Source organism: Pseudoalteromonas sp. J2K-J599, assembly GCF_059295115.2.
In genome coordinates, this window is sequence record NZ_CM200271.1 from 99,285 (window position 1) to 118,842 (window position 19,558).

At 39.4% G+C, this 19,558-nt stretch carries 11 protein-coding genes; 7 read left to right on the forward strand and 4 right to left on the reverse strand.

Features of this window, described 5'->3' with window-relative positions:
• Positions 1–31: 31 nt before the first annotated feature.
• Complete coding sequence (locus AC5NT5_RS00490) at positions 32–3,010, reverse strand: DUF3857 domain-containing transglutaminase family protein (RefSeq protein ID WP_494514169.1); 2,979 nt, start codon at positions 3,008–3,010, stop codon at positions 32–34.
• 496 nt (positions 3,011–3,506) lie between these two features.
• Here AC5NT5_RS00490 and AC5NT5_RS00495 point away from each other — a divergent pair, with 496 nt between their 5' ends.
• From AC5NT5_RS00495 to fusA, 7 genes are all read left to right on the forward strand, one after another.
• Positions 3,507–4,748, forward strand: a complete 1,242-nt coding sequence (locus AC5NT5_RS00495) for an OprO/OprP family phosphate-selective porin (RefSeq protein ID WP_494514168.1) — start codon at positions 3,507–3,509, stop codon at positions 4,746–4,748.
• Between the two features lie 11 nt (positions 4,749–4,759).
• Positions 4,760–5,740, forward strand: coding sequence for a Bug family tripartite tricarboxylate transporter substrate binding protein (locus tag AC5NT5_RS00500; RefSeq protein ID WP_494514167.1), 981 nt, complete (start codon positions 4,760–4,762; stop codon positions 5,738–5,740).
• Between the two features lie 12 nt (positions 5,741–5,752).
• Entirely contained in the window at positions 5,753–6,220 is a 468-nt protein-coding gene (locus tag AC5NT5_RS00505) for a tripartite tricarboxylate transporter TctB family protein (RefSeq protein ID WP_494514166.1), read from the forward strand.
• Positions 6,221–6,223: 3 nt separating this feature from the next.
• A complete protein-coding gene (locus AC5NT5_RS00510) occupies positions 6,224–7,744 on the forward strand; it encodes a tripartite tricarboxylate transporter permease (protein ID WP_008136529.1) in 1,521 nt (506 codons plus the stop codon).
• Positions 7,745–7,755: 11 nt separating this feature from the next.
• A complete protein-coding gene (locus AC5NT5_RS00515) occupies positions 7,756–9,378 on the forward strand; it encodes an ATP-binding protein (protein ID WP_494514165.1) in 1,623 nt (540 codons plus the stop codon).
• 14 nt (positions 9,379–9,392) lie between these two features.
• A complete protein-coding gene (locus AC5NT5_RS00520; RefSeq protein ID WP_182756134.1) occupies positions 9,393–10,118 on the forward strand; it encodes a response regulator in 726 nt (241 codons plus the stop codon).
• Positions 10,119–10,324: 206 nt separating this feature from the next.
• Entirely contained in the window at positions 10,325–12,409 is a 2,085-nt protein-coding gene (fusA, locus tag AC5NT5_RS00525; RefSeq protein ID WP_004334977.1) for an elongation factor G, read from the forward strand.
• Between the two features lie 472 nt (positions 12,410–12,881).
• Here the strand turns inward: fusA and mdoH are convergent, their stop codons facing one another.
• From mdoH to AC5NT5_RS00540, 3 genes are all read right to left on the reverse strand, one after another.
• Complete coding sequence (gene mdoH, locus AC5NT5_RS00530) at positions 12,882–14,843, reverse strand: glucans biosynthesis glucosyltransferase MdoH (protein ID WP_494514164.1); 1,962 nt, start codon at positions 14,841–14,843, stop codon at positions 12,882–12,884.
• Positions 14,815–16,434, reverse strand: a complete 1,620-nt coding sequence (locus tag AC5NT5_RS00535; protein ID WP_182675521.1) for an OpgD/OpgG family glucan biosynthesis protein — start codon at positions 16,432–16,434, stop codon at positions 14,815–14,817. The genes mdoH and AC5NT5_RS00535 overlap by 29 nt, the downstream gene beginning before the upstream one ends.
• A 331-nt stretch (positions 16,435–16,765) precedes the next feature.
• Positions 16,766–19,498 carry an ExeM/NucH family extracellular endonuclease gene (locus AC5NT5_RS00540; protein WP_182672426.1) on the reverse strand — a complete coding sequence of 911 codons (2,733 nt, stop codon included), beginning with the start codon at positions 19,496–19,498 and terminating at the stop codon, positions 16,766–16,768.
• Between the last annotated feature and the right edge of the window lie 60 nt (positions 19,499–19,558).

The following is a 19,558-nucleotide window of genomic DNA, read 5'->3' on the forward strand; positions in this document are numbered from 1 at the left end:
ATATTCGTACTTAATTGGATATTTTAAGCCACTAACGCACTTTATTTGCTGTTATACGTAAATTAATCTGCTCCACTAGTACTTTATCCTGCTTGTTTAGACGCCCTACAATGAGCAAGAAATCACTACCGTCAGTTTTTATTACTTTAATACTTGTGTTATCAAGTTTAGTTTTACCGTATGTGGTTTCTATTTTTTCTATGTCTTTAAAATGACTAAGATCTGATTTAAGCTTACCGTCATCGTTTTTGTAGTAACTAAAAATATAGTTCTCGGTTATTCCGTTACCGTCTTCTCGGTAATCAAACATTGTATCGCTATAAAAATAGAGTATTTCTTCGTTTTCAGGTGTTAGGCGATTACGTTTTAAAAAGTGTACTTGGTAAGGCCATAAACTATCGCCTTTTATAATTGCAGCATTGGGTAAAATATTTACTTCTTGAAGTACGCCTAAAAATAATAGAGGTGCAAACGCAAGCGAGATTAAATACTGCCTAATTCGCCAGTGCGAGTTGTAATGTAGGGCTTCTTTACTTGTATCGGTTTGTTCAATGTAACTAACTAGAGGCAACCATAAAAATGGCATTATACAAATCACTATGGTTGCGTATTCGTCCATACGATAAGCAAAGGCGCTGGCGAGTACCATTAGCCAGAGTGTTAAGGCAGTCCAGTTAGGCATTACTCTATTTTTGTTTAACTGTTGTTGGCTGTGCTCTGCAAGTGCAAGATACAAAGGGTAATACCATAAAAAAGCAAATATACCTCGAGCAATAGGCATAATACTTGAGTTATCGCGCTCTTTAATGGCTTTAAAGTTACGATAACTCCAGTAGTTAACAAATATGCCTAAACTTAAAATACTGTAAATAATAAACTTACTTATAGATACTGCATAAAATGGACTATCTTCAAATTTCACTTTTTTTGCTGACTCTAATCGCCAATCGGCGAAAAAGAATATGAGTACTAAAATATAGCCAGCCAACACATATTTAAGCCAGCTATAACCAAAGCTATCTAGCACATCAGCTGTTGTTTGAGACGTTTCGCTCGCCTTTGCATATTTTAGAATAGGGTAATGAGTTGCTGATATTAACTTTTTACGCTGTGCTAAATAATCATCTATTTGAGCGGCTTTAATATGATCTTGTTTTGCGTAATAGTCATAACTCAGTGTTAAAACATTATCATTAAATTCAGTAGTTGTTTTTAAGTTGAAGTAGTCGTTATCAATTTCTTCTTGATCGCTATCAAATCCCCAACCTTTTTCTGCAAAATGCAGTTTTATTGTGGTGTTAATTATATTGGGGTAGCCAAAGTAGAGTGGGTCGGTGCGATTTACCTGCTTTGGTTCGTAAACGCTATTTTGTATTTCATTCGCGTAAAAACTAGCTTCGTAGCCTTCGTCTGTTTTTTCCCAAAATTCACTAATTAAATACGATTCTTTGGTTATTAGTTTACCCGTTTGTTCTTGTTCACTAATAGTCATTGCTTCATTGATTGATAGACCATTTAAAAAGCCTTGGTAATACTCGAAATAAGATTTAGCAACGATATTTAGACCACTGCTGGCTATATTACTTCTTCGGTTAATTGCTTCAAATTCAGCATAAGTATACTGGGTTTCAAAACGTGATGGCTCGGATACTTTTTCAGCAATAAAAAAGTTATCTTCTACAGATACATTTGTATGTACAGGCTTTTGCGCCATTGACGTTAAAGCGCTTTCACCTTTATCAATTATTAGGGCATAGCCATAGTCAGGCTGTGCTAAATATTCGAGAGTACCTCGTTGGTAGCTGACCGTAGGATCGAGCCAGTAGCGCTCTCCATTTTGCTTTAGCGTAACAATTACGTGATTAAATACACTTGCTGAAGGTGGAAGTTCTTTTAAACGTTTGGTTTCCTCTGTATCAACTAGCGCAGGGAAGGCCTTAATATCCATCGCTCTTAATAACGAAATAAGCAGTACTGTTTTATCTTTACAATCGCCGTACCGTAGCGAAAGCGTTTCTGAAGCTGACGTTGGTTGATGCGAGTTAGTGCCCATTTCAAGCCCTAAGTATCGAATTTCGTCTTGGCTAAAGCGCAGTGCTGCGGCAATTTTATCTGATGTTTTTGTGTGTTTTGCTTTTATTTTTTCAGCTATATCCAAAATGCTGTTTGGGGTTTCTATGGCTGATTGATAAAGCGGATATGCCCAGTTAACTACCTGACCCCAATCGTCAAACTCAGAAAAGTAAACTTGTGTATATGGGTCGTACCATGTTGGAGTTTGAGAATTTTGCTCCAGTAAAGGTTCTTCAAAAAGAGTTATAGAATAATCTTTACCATATTTGTTAAGCGTTTCTTGAATATCTGCTGTGCCGTTTATTGTATTTATATGTAGAGGTGTTTGTTTACCCCAAAGTACACGCATATTTTGTTGCACTACGGGTACCGACCAGTTTAGCGTGCGTCTTGTACTAAACTTATTAGCATATATAGGGTTGCTGCCTGTGACTGTGTAGCTGTAATCGAGTATGTCGCCACTGCGCATATCATCAATAATAATAATGAGTGATAAGCTACCATTATAAATACGCTCAGCTAACTCAGATTCACCCTGTATAATCGTCATTCTCGCGCTACCAAGCTTATCAATGCGCTCATTATTTCTGATAATCGTTAAGCTATTTAGTGTTAGCGACTCGTAACTTGGATCAAAATCAAGACTAAGCTGGCTTATATAATCAACACCACTTTGATTTAAAGCTTTCATAACCAAACGTGTATAGCGTTGCTGTTTTTGCCTGCTCGGTATATAGGATTGGTTATCGAGTAACAAATAAAGTGTGCCGTCACGTACTTTGGTTATGTCGGAATCCTTGGGTTGCTCAATTATATGTGTATTAACCCAATTAGCTGGTTTATCTATTTTATATTGCTGCGCAAAAATACTATGAGATAAAAGTAATAAGGTAAGTGCAATTAGCCAAGCACTGAGTCGAAGGAAGTTCCATTTCATTGTGGGGTCTTATAGTTGTTTTTATAAATACTATTGAAGGAATAATGTACCAAATTTAGGCTTTTTTGACAATGAGATGTTAACAAATTCATTGTTGAGCAGTTAATTAATAGTGTATAAATAAACTGCTATGTAAGTGCGAAATGCTTATCCCCCCCTTAAATGTCCCTGAAATGATTTTTTAGTTGTATTGCTAAATCATAATTAGTTAAGCCTACTTTATTGTGGGCTTTGTTAGATCTGCAAAAATCTTATCTGTTTATTCGTATGGTAATCATTCAAACCATTAAAAGTGTTTATAAATCAAAATATAAACAGTAACTGCTTTTGCTCTTTTTGTTCATGAATTTTATGAGCAAAAAGCACATAACGATCATCAATGCACCTTACCTTCTAAATATTTAGTTAATTTCACGTTAACAATAAGCTGCGAGTTAGATAGCAGTTTGTCGTCGCTTATCTACCTGACAACAAATACACAAGCGTGGAGAGAATAATGAAAGCAAGTAACACACAACTCGCTTTGGCAGTTGCTGCCGCACTAGCAAGTACATCCGTTTTAGCCGATAACGATACGCAAAAACTACAAGAGCAATTAGATGCGTTACAAAAAGAAGTAAGTGTACTAAAAACAACCAGTGGTTTTAATTTAGAGTTTGGTGGACGGGTTCAGCTCGACTACAACTATTTTGATCGCGCTTACAATGCCGATAATGAGGGCTCTGCCGGGAGCGACTTTTTTCCGCGACGTATTCGTACTTACGTAGAGAGTGAGCATGGAAATTGGGATCATAAGCTATTACTTGAGTTTGGCGAAGGGACCGCTGAAATAGTGATGGCGCGGGTTCGCTATGCGTTTGATAACGGTCTTAAAGTTAAAGTCGGTAAAATTCGCGAAGATATATCGTTAAATGCATTAACCAGTTCAAAGCACATTAATACGATTGAGCGCAGCTCGCTTGCCAATACTTTCTCGCCCTTTTTTCGTTGGGGTGCTTCTGCCTATCAATATTTTAAAGACTCAGGCTTTCGTTACGCGATAGGCGTTTATAAAAATGATGCATTTGGTGCAACAGGTAGCGATGAAAACGACAAGCTTACTCTTGCCATTACTGGGCGTGCTACATGGTCGAGTGCAGCACCTGGCGATGTAATTCATTTAGGCTTGTGGCATTCATATCGCGATATGGGTGGTAATGAATTGGGCGCACGTTTTGCGCGTGGTGAAGTGCGTGAAGCGAATACTCGACTTGTTGATTACGCTGCTGGTGGTGTAACAAGCCCACTTGATAGTTTATTGCAAACCGGTCTTGAGTTTGCTTATCAGGCGGATTCTTTAACGCTTGAGGCTGAATATGCAAGCCGTTCGCTTGATGCAGTTAACAGTGCTGATTTTTTAGATGGGGAACGATTTGATGGTTTTCATGTTTCTGCTAGTTACTTTTTAGGTGGCGAGCAGCGTCAATACAAAGCGAGCTCTGCATTATTTGTACAACCTAAAAATATTAAAGATGCATGGGAGTTGGTGGCACGTGTTTCAGAAGTTGATGCGACAAGTAGCTTACAAGGGACGAAGGCAACGACGTATACATTAGGTACGTCTTATTACGTAAGCAGCGACATTAAGTTTATGGGTAATTTAATTTACAGCGATGTAGAGGGCGCCGGCACTACAGCACTTGTTGGCGATGAAGACTCTGGTATGGGCTTTAGTGCACGTATGCAGTATTTATTCTAAGGGAGCACACAATGAAGTTATTTAAGTCATTTAAATCAGTAAAAACGACCCTATTGGCAGCGTCGTTAGTACTTAGCAGTCCATTGGCAATAGCCGATACTCACTTTTTAATCCCAGGCGGACCTGGCGGTGGTTGGGATACAACAGCCCGTGGTATAGGCGAAGGTTTAGTGAAGTCGGGCATTGAAAATAATGCATCTTTTCAAAATATGTCTGGTGGTGGGGGCGGTCGTGCTATTGCGTATTTAATTGAGTCGGGTACTAAAAAAGGCGATATTTTAATGGTTAACTCAACGCCTATCGTATTGCGCGCGTTAAGTGGTCGAATTCCTTATAGCTATCGCGATTTAACACCTGTAGCCAGTATGATTGCAGATTATGGCGCGTTTGTAGTGCGTAATGACTCTCCATTTAAAACTTGGGAGGATGTTATTACATCAATAAAAGAAGATCCAAGTTCGGTAAAAGTGGCGGGCGGTTCTGCTCGCGGCAGTATGGATCACTTAGTGGCGGCTCAAGCAGTTAAAGCTGCGGGTATAGATGGTCGACGCCTGCGTTATATTCCTTACGATGCAGGCGGTAAAGCGAAGGCTGGGTTGCTTTCAGGCGAAGTGAATTTACTTTCTACTGGCTTAAGTGAAGCGCTTGAAGTCGCTAACGGTGGTCAAGCACGTATTTTAGCGGTTACATCGGGTGAGCCCTTACCTGATTACCCAAAAATACCCACACTTAAGTCACTAGGTTACGATATGGAATTTGTTAATTGGCGTGGTCTTTTTGCGGCACCTAATTTACCCCTTGAAAAGTTAGCACAGTACACAAAAAAACTACGTGAGTTGCAAAGCACACCTGAGTGGGAAGCTGTAAGAGCTCGTAACGGTTGGCTAAATCTTTTTCAAGAAAAAGATGAGTTTATTAAGTCACTAGAAGCGCAAGAAGTGCAGCTTAGAGCTGTAATGGAAGAGCTTGGCTTTATCCGCACATTGCCGTAATCGAGGTTTAAAATGACGAATCGAGAATTAATAGGGCCAAGTTTATTCTTGGCGCTATTTACTTTATACGCTGTGGTTGCATGGCAAATTCCGCTACTACCGTTTGAAGAATACGAAACGGTTACCTCAGCGACACTTCCTAAAGTATATGCCGGGTTTGGTATTGTGGTGTGCTTACTTTCTATAGGGTCGACATTAATCAAACCTAAAGAAAAAACAAATACCAATGATGTTCTTGAGAAGTCGCACGTGCTGCACACTATTGGTTTGCTGATATTAATGGTGATTTATAGCGCTGCACTTGAGCCATTTGGTTTTTTAATCTCGACCAGTGCATTTTTGCTAGCGGGCTTTTTTGTGATGGGGGAAAGACGTAAGGGAATTTTGCTATTTGCATCGATACCGGTTGCGGTGGTTTTTTGGTTTTTGATGACTCAAGTATTAGGTATTTACTTGGTTCCGGGCGATTTGTGGAGTTAAGTTATGTTTGATGGAATTATGCTTGGTTTGTCGACCGTGCTCGACTTTAATAATTTAATGTACGTTATAGCTGGCTGCTTGGTAGGTACTTTTATAGGTATGTTACCAGGATTGGGGCCAATTACCGCAATTGCCTTGATGATCCCAATTACTTACAGCATTGGCGCCGATTCGGGTATGATTTTAATGGCGGGTGTTTATTACGGCGCTATTTTTGGTGGCTCTACGTCATCTATTTTAATTAATGCGCCTGGCGTGGCGGGTACGGTAGCTTCCTCCTTTGATGGCTACCCGCTTGCTAAACAAGGGCATGCAGGTAAAGCATTGGCAATTGCTGCTTATTCCTCCTTTATAGGCGGAACGATTGGCGCCATATTATTAATGGTAGCTGCACCTTTATTAGCAAAAGTGTCATTGAGTTTTCAATCCCCTGATTATGTTGTGTTGATGTTTTTAGGCTTAACAGCTATTGCAGCATTTTCAAATAAAGGGCAATTTTTAAAAGCAATGATGATGACGGTGTTTGGCTTGATGCTAGCAACGGTTGGTATTGATCCATCATCAGGGACTGACCGATTTACCTTTGGGCAACCTGATTTACTCGACGGAATAAGCTTTTTACTGGTTGCTATGGCAACGTTTGCATTAGCCGAGGCGCTTGTAAATGTTGTAAAACCAGAGAAAAAAGATGCTAAAAACATTAATGACTCAGACACACCGCAAATAGGTTCAACCAAGTTAAGTAAAGCCGAGATTAAAGAGATAGCACCAGTGATTGGTCGCTCGTCTATTTTAGGTTTTATAGTGGGGGTGTTACCGGGTGCTGGTGCAACTATTGCAAGCTTTATGGCTTATGCAACAGAGCGAAATTTAGCGCCAAAAGGTTTGAAAGAAAAGTTTGGTAAAGGCTCATTACGTGGTTTAGCTGCGCCAGAGTCGGCAAATAATGCGGCGTGTACAGGATCGTTTGTTCCACTGTTAACGCTTGGTATTCCGGGCTCAGGTACTACGGCAATTATGCTAGGTGCTTTGATTGCTTACGGCATTCAACCAGGTCCAATGCTTATGCAAGAAAACCCAAGTGTATTTTGGGCGGTTATTGTAAGTATGTACTTTGGTAATATTGTACTGCTTATTTTAAATTTGCCGCTTATTCCTTACTTTGCAAAAGTATTAGCAATGCCTAAGTCGGTACTCACCGTGATGATATTGTTCTTTAGCTTAATTGGTGTTTACTTAGTGTCCTTCAATACCTTCGACTTATTTATGATGGTAGGATTTGCGGTGGTTGCGCTAGTATTGCGATTACTGTCGTTTCCTATGGCACCACTATTATTAGGTTTTATATTAGGAGATATGATTGAGCGAAACTTCCGTCGTTCAATGATGATTTCTGATGGCTCATTAAGCTTTTTATGGGATCGTCCGCTAACATTGAGCATATTTGTAATTTCAATTTTAGTGCTGTTGTTTCCGTTAAAAGATTATTTAATGCAACGCCGTGCAGACAAAGTAAATGCATAATTGAGAATGAAATGAGAAACACCAACAAGCTAAATCCATTGCAAAACATGGTCACAAAACCTAAGCGATTAGAAACACGATTAATTATTTGGGTAACAGGATTGTGTGTATTGCAGGCTTTATTATTTGGCGCGTTGGTGTATCAACTTACAGCGCAAAGCTTACATAACCATATTGGCGATAAAGCACTCGCTGTGGCAAGCAGTATTGCCACACGCGCTGATATAATTAATGCACTGGAAATACCAAGTGACTTAACTACCATTAACATGCAAATTGAAAATTTACGACAGTTTGTAGGTGCTGATTTTATTGTTGTTGGCGATGAAAATGCGCTTCGCATTGTGCATCCCGATGAAGATAAAATTGGCAAAAAAATGGTTGGAGGTGATAGTCAAGCTGCATTAAAGGGAGAGCGCTATATTTCGGTAGCTCATGGTAGCTTAGGTGAATCAATTCGTGGCAAAGTGCCGGTGTACGCAGGTAATAATGAAATAGTAGGCGTTGTATCGGTTGGTTTTTTAGTACAATCAATCGATCCGCTTATCCTCTCTCGTAGTAGTGAAATATTAATATGGGGCTTAATACTTGTAGGTTTAAGTATACTGGCGGCTATTTATATTGGACAACGTGTCAGAAATGCTATTTTTGGTCTGCAGCCAGATGAAATTGCACGTTTGTTTTCAGAACAAGATGCAATTTTAAATACCGTACGCAGCGGTATTATTGCACTCGACCCAGACGGAAAAGTACGAAAACTCAATCAACGCGCCTGCGAAATATTAGATAAACCAACTTCAATTATTAATCAGAATCTCACCTTAAACGATTTATTACCTGAACATGCAGGGTTTTTATTGCGTAATCAGCGACGTAAAATAGTGGGGTTTGAATTATTTGCCGCCGATAAACGCCTTATTTTATCGAGATTTTCTTTGCAGGTGCAAGGGCAGGCTGATGGTATCTTACTGAGTATGCGCCCCTCTGATGAACTTGAGTATTTAAGCCAACAACTAACTAAAGTCCAGGCTTTTGCAGAGCTTTTAAGGGTACAAACTCATGACTACTCCAATAAGCTCAATCTAATTGGAGCGTTAGTGCAAATGGGGAAAAATGAACAAGCTATAGAAATAATAGGACAAGAAAGCCAAGGCTCTCAGGCACAAATTCATAACTTGTTAGAGCGCATACAAGACCCTGTGCTTGCTGGTTTGTTGGTAGGTAAATATCATAAAGCAAGAGAATTAAATGTTGCGCTTGAGCTTAACCCCGACAGCCTACTTGGTGTTATTGCACGTAAAGATATGCTTGAGCGGGTCGTGTCTATTTTAGGTAATCTTATAGATAATGCGATTGAGGCAGCTATTAGATCATCGAACTCTCGCTCTGCAAAAGTACGGGTAACCGTTGATGAAACCAGCCAAACCCTCTTATTTGATGTAGAAGATACAGGCTTTGGGTTAGGTTCTGACCATGATGTTATTTTTACCCCTCAGTACAGCTCTAAATCAGGAGCAGAGCATGGTATTGGTTTATATTTAGTAAAAACAAATTTAGACTCATGCGGCGGTACGTTGGAAATTGGTGAGTCAGACCTACTTGGCGCAAGACTAAGTGTTTATATTCCAAAATAATAAGAGCATTAAACATGACGTATTCAGTAGTAATAATTGAAGACGAAGTAGAGGTAGCACAGCTATTAGCGCAGTACTTGTTATTACCAAATGGTATTGCAGGCAATCAAACGCCAAAGCAAAGTTTAAGGCAAGCACAGTATCAGGTAGTGGGCATTGCAGGTAATTTAAGTACGGCAACGGCTTTACTGCATGCAATTGAACCCGATCTGATTTTACTTGATATACATTTACCTGATGGTAACGGACTTGATTTATTGACCGACTTAAGACGCCGAACGATTAAAAGCGAAGTTATGCTACTCACTGCTGCAAAAGAGGTCGAAACCCTTGAAAAAGCAATGCAGTTAGGCGCATGCGACTTTTTAGTAAAACCATTAATGTTAAGCCGTCTTGATCAAGCACTTGCACGTTTTGAATCACGTCAGCAATGTTTTTCTGATGCAAGTGAAGTAACGCAGTCAATGGTTGATACGTTATTTGGCTCAAAGCAGCAAACCAACACGTCTGTTCGTTTACCTAAAGGGGTCGACCAACTTACCCTGCAAAAAATACATGATGCTTTTGTAGATCACGCAACCACTGCATTTACTGCTCAGCAAATGGGCGATTTGGTTGGTGTTAGTCGCTCTACAGCACGCCGTTACTTAGAGTATTTGCTTGAATCAGGTAAGTTAACAGCGGATCAAAGTTACGGCAGTATTGGCCGCCCTGAACGTTGCTATAAAATAGCGAAGTAACTTGGTGTATCTGAAACTTAAGTATTAAACGCTATTAATTTCAATGCCTTGCGATTTTTTTGTTATGTTTGATATTTAATAGATTCTGACGATAAAAAAAATATATTGAATTGATTGCATTTTAAGCGGCTTGTATGGTGATGTTCGCATTAAGTGATGTTATACTCCTGCCGAATAATTTATCGACTTTATTAAGAGTAAAATTAATGGCAGATTTATCGAAGTACAGAAACATTGGTATTTTCGCGCACGTTGATGCGGGTAAAACCACGACTACTGAGCGTATCCTAAAGCTTACTGGTCAAATCCATAAAACAGGTGAGGTTCATGATGGTGAATCTACTACTGACTTCATGGAACAAGAAGCTGAGCGCGGTATTACTATCCAGTCTGCGGCTGTAAGCTGTTTCTGGAAAGATCACCGTTTTAACGTTATCGATACTCCTGGACACGTTGACTTCACAGTTGAAGTATACCGTTCACTTAAAGTATTAGATGGCGGTGTTGGTGTATTCTGTGGTTCTGGTGGTGTTGAACCACAATCAGAAACTAACTGGCGCTATGCTAACGAATCAGAAGTTGCACGTATTATCTTTGTAAATAAATTAGACCGTATGGGTGCTGATTTTTACCGTGTAACTGAGCAAGTACGTAAAGTACTTGGCGCGACTCCACTAATCATGACTTTACCAATCGGTATCGAAGATGAGTTTGTTGGTGTTGTAGATGTTTTAACTAAAAAAGCGTACGTATGGGATGACACTGGTCTTCCAGAAAACTACGAAATCACTGACGTTCCTGCAGACATGGTAGAAAAAACTGATGAATACCATGAAATGCTTATCGAAACTGCTGTAGAGCAAGACGATGATCTTATGGAAGCGTACATGGAAGGTGAAGTACCTTCTATCGAAGATATCAAGCGTTGTATCCGTAAAGGTACTCGTGACCTTGCTTTCTTCCCTACGTTCTGTGGTTCTGCTTTCAAAAACAAAGGCATGCAACTAATCCTTGATGCTGTTGTTGACTACTTACCTGCTCCAACAGAAGTTGATCCTCAACCTCTTATGGATGAAGAAGGTAACGAAAATGGCGAATTCGCAATCGTATCTGCTGACGAACCTTTCAAGGCGCTAGCATTTAAGATAATGGATGACCGTTTTGGTGCATTAACTTTCGTACGTATCTACTCAGGTAAGCTTAATAAGGGTGACACTATCCTTAATGCGTTTACTGGTAAAACTGAGCGTGTTGGCCGTATGGTTGAGATGCAAGCAGATGACCGTAACGAATTAACTAGCGCACAAGCTGGTGACATCATTGCTATCGTAGGCATGAAAAATGTGCAAACTGGTCACACTCTATGTGATCCTAAGCACCCAGTAACACTTGAGCCAATGGTATTCCCAACTCCAGTAATCTCGATTGCTGTACAGCCTAAAGATAAAGGCGGTAATGAGAAAATGGGTGTTGCTATCGGTAAAATGGTTGCAGAAGATCCATCTTTCCAAGTTGAGACTGATGAAGATTCAGGCGAAACTATCCTTAAAGGTATGGGTGAGCTTCACTTAGATATCAAAGTTGATATCCTTAAGCGTACTTACGGTGTAGACCTTATCGTTGGTCAACCACAGGTTGCTTACCGTGAAACTATCACTCGTGAAATCGAAGATAGCTACACGCATAAGAAACAATCTGGTGGTTCTGGTCAGTTCGGTAAAATCGACTACCGCATCAAGCCAGGCGAAGTTGCTTCAGGCTTCACATTTAAATCATCAGTTGTTGGTGGTAACGTACCTAAAGAATTCTGGCCTGCAGTTGAGAAAGGCTTTAAGTCAATGATGGGCGAAGGTGTTCTAGCTGGCTTCCCAGTATTAGACGTTGAAGTTGAACTTTTTGACGGTGGTTTCCATGCCGTGGATTCATCTGCAATCGCGTTCGAAATCGCTGCTAAAGGTGCTTTCCGCCAATCGATCCCTAAAGCGGGCGCACAACTTCTTGAGCCAATCATGAAAGTTGACGTGTTCACTCCAGAAGATCACGTTGGTGATGTAATCGGTGACCTTAACCGTCGTCGTGGTATGCTAAGCGACCAAGAAGCTGGTTTAACTGGCGTTCGCATTAAAGCTGACGTTCCGTTATCAGAAATGTTCGGTTACATTGGTTCACTACGTACAATGACATCTGGTCGTGGTCAGTTCTCTATGGAGTTCTCACACTACGCACCATGTCCACAAAACGTAGCAGACACAGTAATCGCTGCAGAAAAAGAGAAAAAAGCTGCTAAGTAATTAGCTCTTTAACTCTTTAAAAAAACCCGCACATGTTGCGGGTTTTTTATTGCCTATAATTTGGTTTTATTTTTTATAGTTTTTTATACCAGCTCTTTATTATTAATTAGTCCTATATTTTTAATTAATAAAAAGGTACTAGAGCAATTTATATATATAGTTACAAAAAAGGGGTTTGCTATACACGTATATGCACAGAGCGTTATATCAATAGTGAGGAAATTACTTTTGTATCATTTAGCTCGTTTTTTCTTTTCACTATTTTAAAGTAGAACTGGAGAATGGTAAGGTTTTTCATTTTTATAACTGGCAATTTGATGATGAAACGCAATCAGCTATTTCTAAAATGTACTGTAATAAGTTAGCTAAAAAAGTAGAAAATATTGGCGGTAAATGCAGCGCGTGATTTTTTAATTTAGATAGAAAAAAGGAGCAATTAATTGCTCCTTTTTTGTTTTTATTTTATAACGCGCTAATTAAACTTTTTTATAGCCTTAGCTTTTAGCGCTTTCATCTTTAGCCTGCGTGGCTTTTTAAAAGATTGTATAGGCATTGATACCATATGCTCTTGTGGCAGTGCCGGAATTGTTTGTGGGTAAGTTCCTTCCTCTGGCACGGAAATCTCTTTTAGATGTACTTTAAGCGCCTCTAGAGTTGAGTCGTTATCAACTTCACTAGGGCAAATAAATATACCTAACTTTCTTAGCTGTACGCCAAGTTTGATACTACTGGTATAACGGATAATTGGAGCACCTAATACTAAGCCTAATAATATAGGTGATAGCCACCAAAAGAATACAGGTGTGAAGTAGTAGGCTGTGCTACCCCATGCTATAGCCACAATAGTAGAGAATAACGTATAACCAAACGCTTCTTTCCACGGAACCATACGACCTTCGCGCGGTTGTGCATCCCACTTCACTTTTTTACCTAAAAATACGCAAAGCACAAAGTAAGCATGAAATACCATCATTAATGGCGCAACAATAATAGCAAATACGGTTTCAATGATTGAACCTAGTATGAGCTTAATTGAACCACCAAAGCGTTTGTTTCTATGTATTAGGGTGACTATTACGCCCATTAATTTAGGCATTAATAAAATAACAATAGTTAAATACAAGAGTGAATCAATAAGATCGGTTTTAGCTATTTGCCATGTAGGAAATAATTGATAAACACGGTTAAAGTACACATCACTATTTAATGCGCGCGTTACTGCATCAATAGTACTTAGCGCTAGCATTGAGAGCCAAATTAGTGATGAAATATAAGCGGTTGCACCTAATAGAAAGTGCAGCTTACTCATTAATTTTAATTTAGATGACGATAGTAAACCTAAGTGCTGAATATTACCTTGTACCCAGCGTCTATCGCGTACAGCATAATCGAGGATATTACTTGGTACTTCTTCGTAGCTGCCTTCAATATCTGATAGTAATAGTACATCCCAACCTGCACTATGAAGTAGTGATGCTTCTACAAAGTCATGACTTAAAATCTCACCGCCAAAAGGTGCGTTACCTTTGAGTGTTGGCAAGCCACAGCACGTTATAAATGCTTCAACTCTAATGATTGCATTATGACCCCAGTAATTGGCTTTATCTGTTTGCCAAAATGCTGAGCCAGTAGCGAGCATTGGGCTATATAGCACTGACGCAAACTGTAAAAAACGACCAAAAAAGGTATCTTGACGAACAGGTATTGGAATCGTTTGGATCAGGCCTGCTTGTGGGTTGTTTAGCATGCTTGTAGTAAGTTCTAACATACATTTACCGGTCATTACGCTATCTGCATCAAGCACAATCATATGGTCGTAATTACTTCCCCAGCGCTCACAAAAGTCGGTTAGGTTACCTACTTTGCGGTGTTTGTTATCTTCGCGACGACGATAAAAAACATGCTTTGCTGTATCCCCTAAACGTTCGCACAATGCATGCCATGCACTTAGCTCGTTTTTAACTATTTGAGGGTCTTGTGTATCGCTTAATAAATAAAAATCAAAATTATCAAGCTGACCAGTTTCTTTTAACGATTGTAGACTTACTTCAAAGCCCGCGATAACACGGTGGGTATCTTCGTTATAAATAGGCATTACAACGGCGGTTTTCTGAGCGTTAATTGCCTCGTTATTGAGCTCAATTGGTTTAATACGTTTTAACGTAAGCGGGTCAATTCGAAACAACTGTAGTACAAAGCCGATTGTGCCACTACAAAAGGCCGTTACAATCCAAGCAAATGTGATTGAGAATAATACTAAAAGGGCATACTCAAGTAATGTCATACCGTTTGAGCTTAAAATCTCAAACATAATAGATATGCCGTAGCCAGATGTGCCAAGTGCCGCAATGGCAAATAGCCATACTCTTAGTGTTTTGAATGGCATTGGAGTGCCCCTACCTTTATTACTTGATGTCATTTGGGTACCAAACATAGCTCCATACCTCGCTAATTTCTTTGTCACGTAGTTTTAACGATAAACGCATATCAACGGGTTGATCGTCCTGTGGTGCAATTTTAAAGGCTACACGCCATCCACGTGAATCCGGAAGTTTTTGTACATTCACGTCGGTTACTTCGCCTGTTGTAAGTTGAATGTCGGCATCTAGTTTTAACTGTTTAGACAGTTGATTTATTTCTGAACCAGTAAAATCAACAGTAAATTGGCGGTGGCTTTTTGGTGGTGGGTTGTCCTCACCTGGTAATGCGGCGCTACCAATTCTTGTACGTAGTACACGTGCTTTCTCGTGCTGAGTTAAAACTGAATTAAAGGTCGTCATTTTGTAGCTTAATTTTAATGAATCTCCGGCCTTCATTGGTTTTTCTGGTACCCAGTAACTTACGATATTGTCGTTAGTTTCTGTATCAGTCGGTATTTCTACAAGCTCTACACGACCATTTCCCCACTCACCTTGTGGTTCAATCCACAGGCTAGGGCGGTCGTGGTAATGTGCTTCTGTGTCTAGATAGTTATTAAAGTCTCGGTCTCGTTGAGCTAACCCAAAACCTTTTGGGTTATTGTACGAAAATGAAGTAACGCTGAGTTGTGATGGGTTATTAAGAGGACGCCATACCCACTTGTCATCAGCAGATTGAGTTAATAGGCCATCCGAGTCATGAACTTCAGGGCGATAATCATCAAAAAATTTGGTGCTATTTTCGCCGTGATAAAACATACTCGTTAATGGTGCTACACCCAGTTTTTTAATATCTTTACGCGCAAAAACCTGCATATCAACATCAACTAGCATATTCGTTGTAGGGTCGACGCTAAATTTGTACGCACCAGAAATAGATGGACTATCCAATAATGCAAAAATGGTGATTTGTGTTTGCTCTGGCTTTGGTTTAACTAACCAAAACTCTTTGAACATTGGAAATTCTTCACCCGAATTCTCAGCAGTATCAATGGCAAGGCCCCTTGCTGATAAGCCATAAACTTGTTGAGGGCCAACGACTCTAAAATACGATGCTCCCTGAAATACCATTACTTCGTCTTTATACTCGTTAGTATTTAATGGGTAATGTAAGCGAAATCCAGCATGGCCTAGTTGAGTGCCCGCCACACTTTTAGCTATTTCTTCTTGTAGTGGTGCAGCAGTGCCATCGTATTGGTAAAAGTCGGTGCTGAAAGGTAAGCGGCTACGTTTAGAGTCGCTATCAACAGTATTTATTGTTACAGGTGTTTTATATAAAAAACCAGGGTGGAATAATTGCAGCTCGTACAGGCCTTCATCTTTCCACACCGCTTTGTCTTTTTTAAATCGAATTGAACGGTAGTCTTGATAATCAATATTATTTAGCGCTTCAAGCTCGATGTTTTTAGGTGCAACATATTCTTCGCTTGCTAACTTTTTAGCGCGAGCGCTAATTACATCAAATAAGCTACTTTGTGGAATTGCTACATCAACAGTTGCAGCAATCGCTTGGTTGCTATTGCCCCAAGTCGAAAAAATAATAAGTAGACCCAGTAGTGGTGCTGACTTTTTTTGCCATTTAGGCAAGTTTTGGGTTAGTTGTTTCATTCTCATTCCTTTATAAAAACACGACTTATTTTTACGTTTAGGGTAAATATTGATTTTGTTTTGTAAGTATCTTCTAATTTACTTAAAGCAAAATGTGAACCCTTATAAAAGTTCATATTTTTCAATAGGAAAAACCAATATACGTAACTCACTGAGGCTTTTTTTGTGTAAAATTCACTCAATCTTATGTAGTTGTTACTGATTAATTACTAGAAGACTCACTAATCGTATGAACATATTACGGGGAGTTTAATGAAGCTTGTCTGAATTACATTTGTATAAAATAAAAAAGCCGCAAAAGCGGCTTTTTATATGTTTAGATTTTACTTAATTATTTCTTTTTAAATCGACGCACTATTGATAGTGGTGCTAAAAGAAGTGATAACCATAATAATGAACCTGCATCATTATCATCATCTGAGCGTAAGTTATTTACCTTAACGGCTACTTTTTCAATGTTTGATAAGTTACCAGCACTATCTTGAGCTTGTACTGTTAAAGTAATACGATTTTCGAATTCGTAATCAATCTCTCCAGCAACAATTAACTGCCCCTCATTGTTAATAGAAACGCTGTCATTATCAGATGTAATAAATTTAACAACAGGTGATTCATCGGCATTTGGATCACTAAAATCGAGCGTGCCGATAATTGTGCCAATTGCGCTGTTTTCATCGATTGCAAAAACTTGATCGGCTGCAATTACAGGTGTTTGCTCTTCAGGCGTTAAAGTAATTTCAGATTTAATGTCAATAATCACAGGGTCATGGTCTGATGCGCGGTATGCACTTTCAGAGTACAAGCTAGATTGTTGACCTTCGCTTTTAAACTCTACATTGTAATCAAGTGAAATAGGTTCATCTGCGTTGATATGCCAATCTGTTGCAGCGACAACTTTGCTAAGTAATGATTGTGTAGCTACTGCATGGTCTAAACTTCCTGCACGACCAGAAAAGCTATAAGAATAACCAAGTGTATCACCATCAATTTCAGCAACTACATTTTTGTAGCCTTTATCAGCAAATGCACGTATTGGATCTTCCATTGCGTAAGCATTCATATCGCCGACTAAAATAGTATCTTCGTCATCAACACCGGTTGGTTTGCTATCAAGCCAATCTGCGAATGCATTAGCACCTTGCGTGCGTATTTCATTCCAACAGCCTTGGCCATCACCTAAATCTGCATTATTTCCAGAAGCACTACCACAACTTTTAGATTTAAGATGTGACACAGCAACAGTAAATACTTCATCAGTTTCTATTGATTTAAAGCTTTGTGCAATTGGAGCACGGTTACTAAAATCAAATGGAGCCTCAGTTGTAATGGCTGCAGTGCCTACTTCTTCTACTTTGTTAGCACGATAGATAAGTGCGGTAGTAATTGCATCGGTACCAATTTGATCTACGTTAAAATCAACAAATGCATAGTTGTTAGCACTATCTGCATCATTTAATGCATCTACTAAGCTAGCAATTGCACTAAATTCGCCAAAGCCATCATTCTCAATTTCCATTAAACCAACAACATCGGCCTCAATAGCGCTAATAGCACTTACAATTTTAGCTTCTTGGCGAATAAATTCAGCTTCAGTATCTGCACCTCGAGATGTAGGGAACCCTCCGCCTTGGCCATCACCATTGAAGTAATTAAGTACGTTAAAGCTAGCTACACGTAAATCTGCTTCAGCATTAAGTTCAGGCGCATCTTCACGTGCATTTGTTGCAATAAACGAAGGCGCTAAAGTTGGGTGAATTCGGTAAAGACCGAAGCTATAAGCAAGTGCCCCTGTAACAGTATTAACAGTATCGCCAGTTCGTAATGTATTTTCTGCCGATAAGCCTGGAGTTGGATAAGCTGTAGGGTCTAAGTTTTGTACTGTAGAGCCATCATCTATTAAAATCTTTTTAAGTAGATTTTCAGTTTCAACTGCATTAGCAGCATCGCCAGGTAACGCAACCTGAGTACCTTGGTACAAGCGCTCTGTTGCTAATTCAACTTCACCATATCGACCAAGACCAAAGTTATTAGTCACTACTAATGGTTGCTCTAATGTGACTAACATACCTTCAAAAGCTTCTAAATCAGTTGTATTAGCTAAAGGTAAAGTGATTTTTGTAGCTGCTGCAGCTAAACCAGTGCCACACACCGCAACTTGGCTAACACTGCCAATTTGTGTTGCATCAAAATATTCTTCAACAGTACCTTGTACACGTACATGGTCGCCTACATTCACGTCAGTATCTGCAAAATATACAAATACACCTTCAGAGGTAAGTGGATTTGCATCTATATCAGCAGCCAGTGAGTTAACAAAAAAGCCTTTTAATTGTTCATCACCTTGAAAATCGGCGCTTACAACACCTTCAAATTCTACTAATGTACCTACAAGTGGGCTAGCAGAGCCGTCACCTTGAATAGCATTTATTAGTGTTTTTTCTGCACCACAAACTAGTGGTTCAAGTGGCTCTGGTTCTGGAATTGGTTCAGGTGTTGTTCCACCATTACCTGCATGTGAACCTAAGCCATCAAAATCATCTTGATCGAACTGTACCCATTCTTCACTTGGGTTGAACTCTGCGTCAGGTGTTGTTCTGCCTGCGGTAATACTATCTTTTCTACGAAGTGTTTTATTTTGTGTTTGTACTGCGCCTTCAGACCAAAACGAACCGGGATCTACACCGCGCTGGCCGAAGCTATCGACTACGGTACTACCTTGCATTAGGACTAATGCATCATCACCATTAAAGCTAGCAACACTATGTTCTAAATCGGCTTTTTCTTTTAGTGCATCATTTGAACTTGAATGAACGATAACAAAGGTACTGTTAGCTGCCAAAGTACCAGACAAATCAAGAGTTGATTGAATTGTAGTTTTGCCATTTACATACAAACTTAGTGAGTATTGATCAAGAGAAAGCTCCGTATCAGCATTATTATAAAGCTCAATTGCTTTATTATTACTGCTTCCCTCTATATATTCTGAAATGATTAGATCAGCGGATGCTGGTGCACTGAGGCTTGCTATAACAAGTGCGAGTGGTGTTATTTTTGTTTTAAACATTTTTTTATTATTCCCGTGTATTAATCCCAAAATGGGACACCAGTTTAGAGAATAAATATG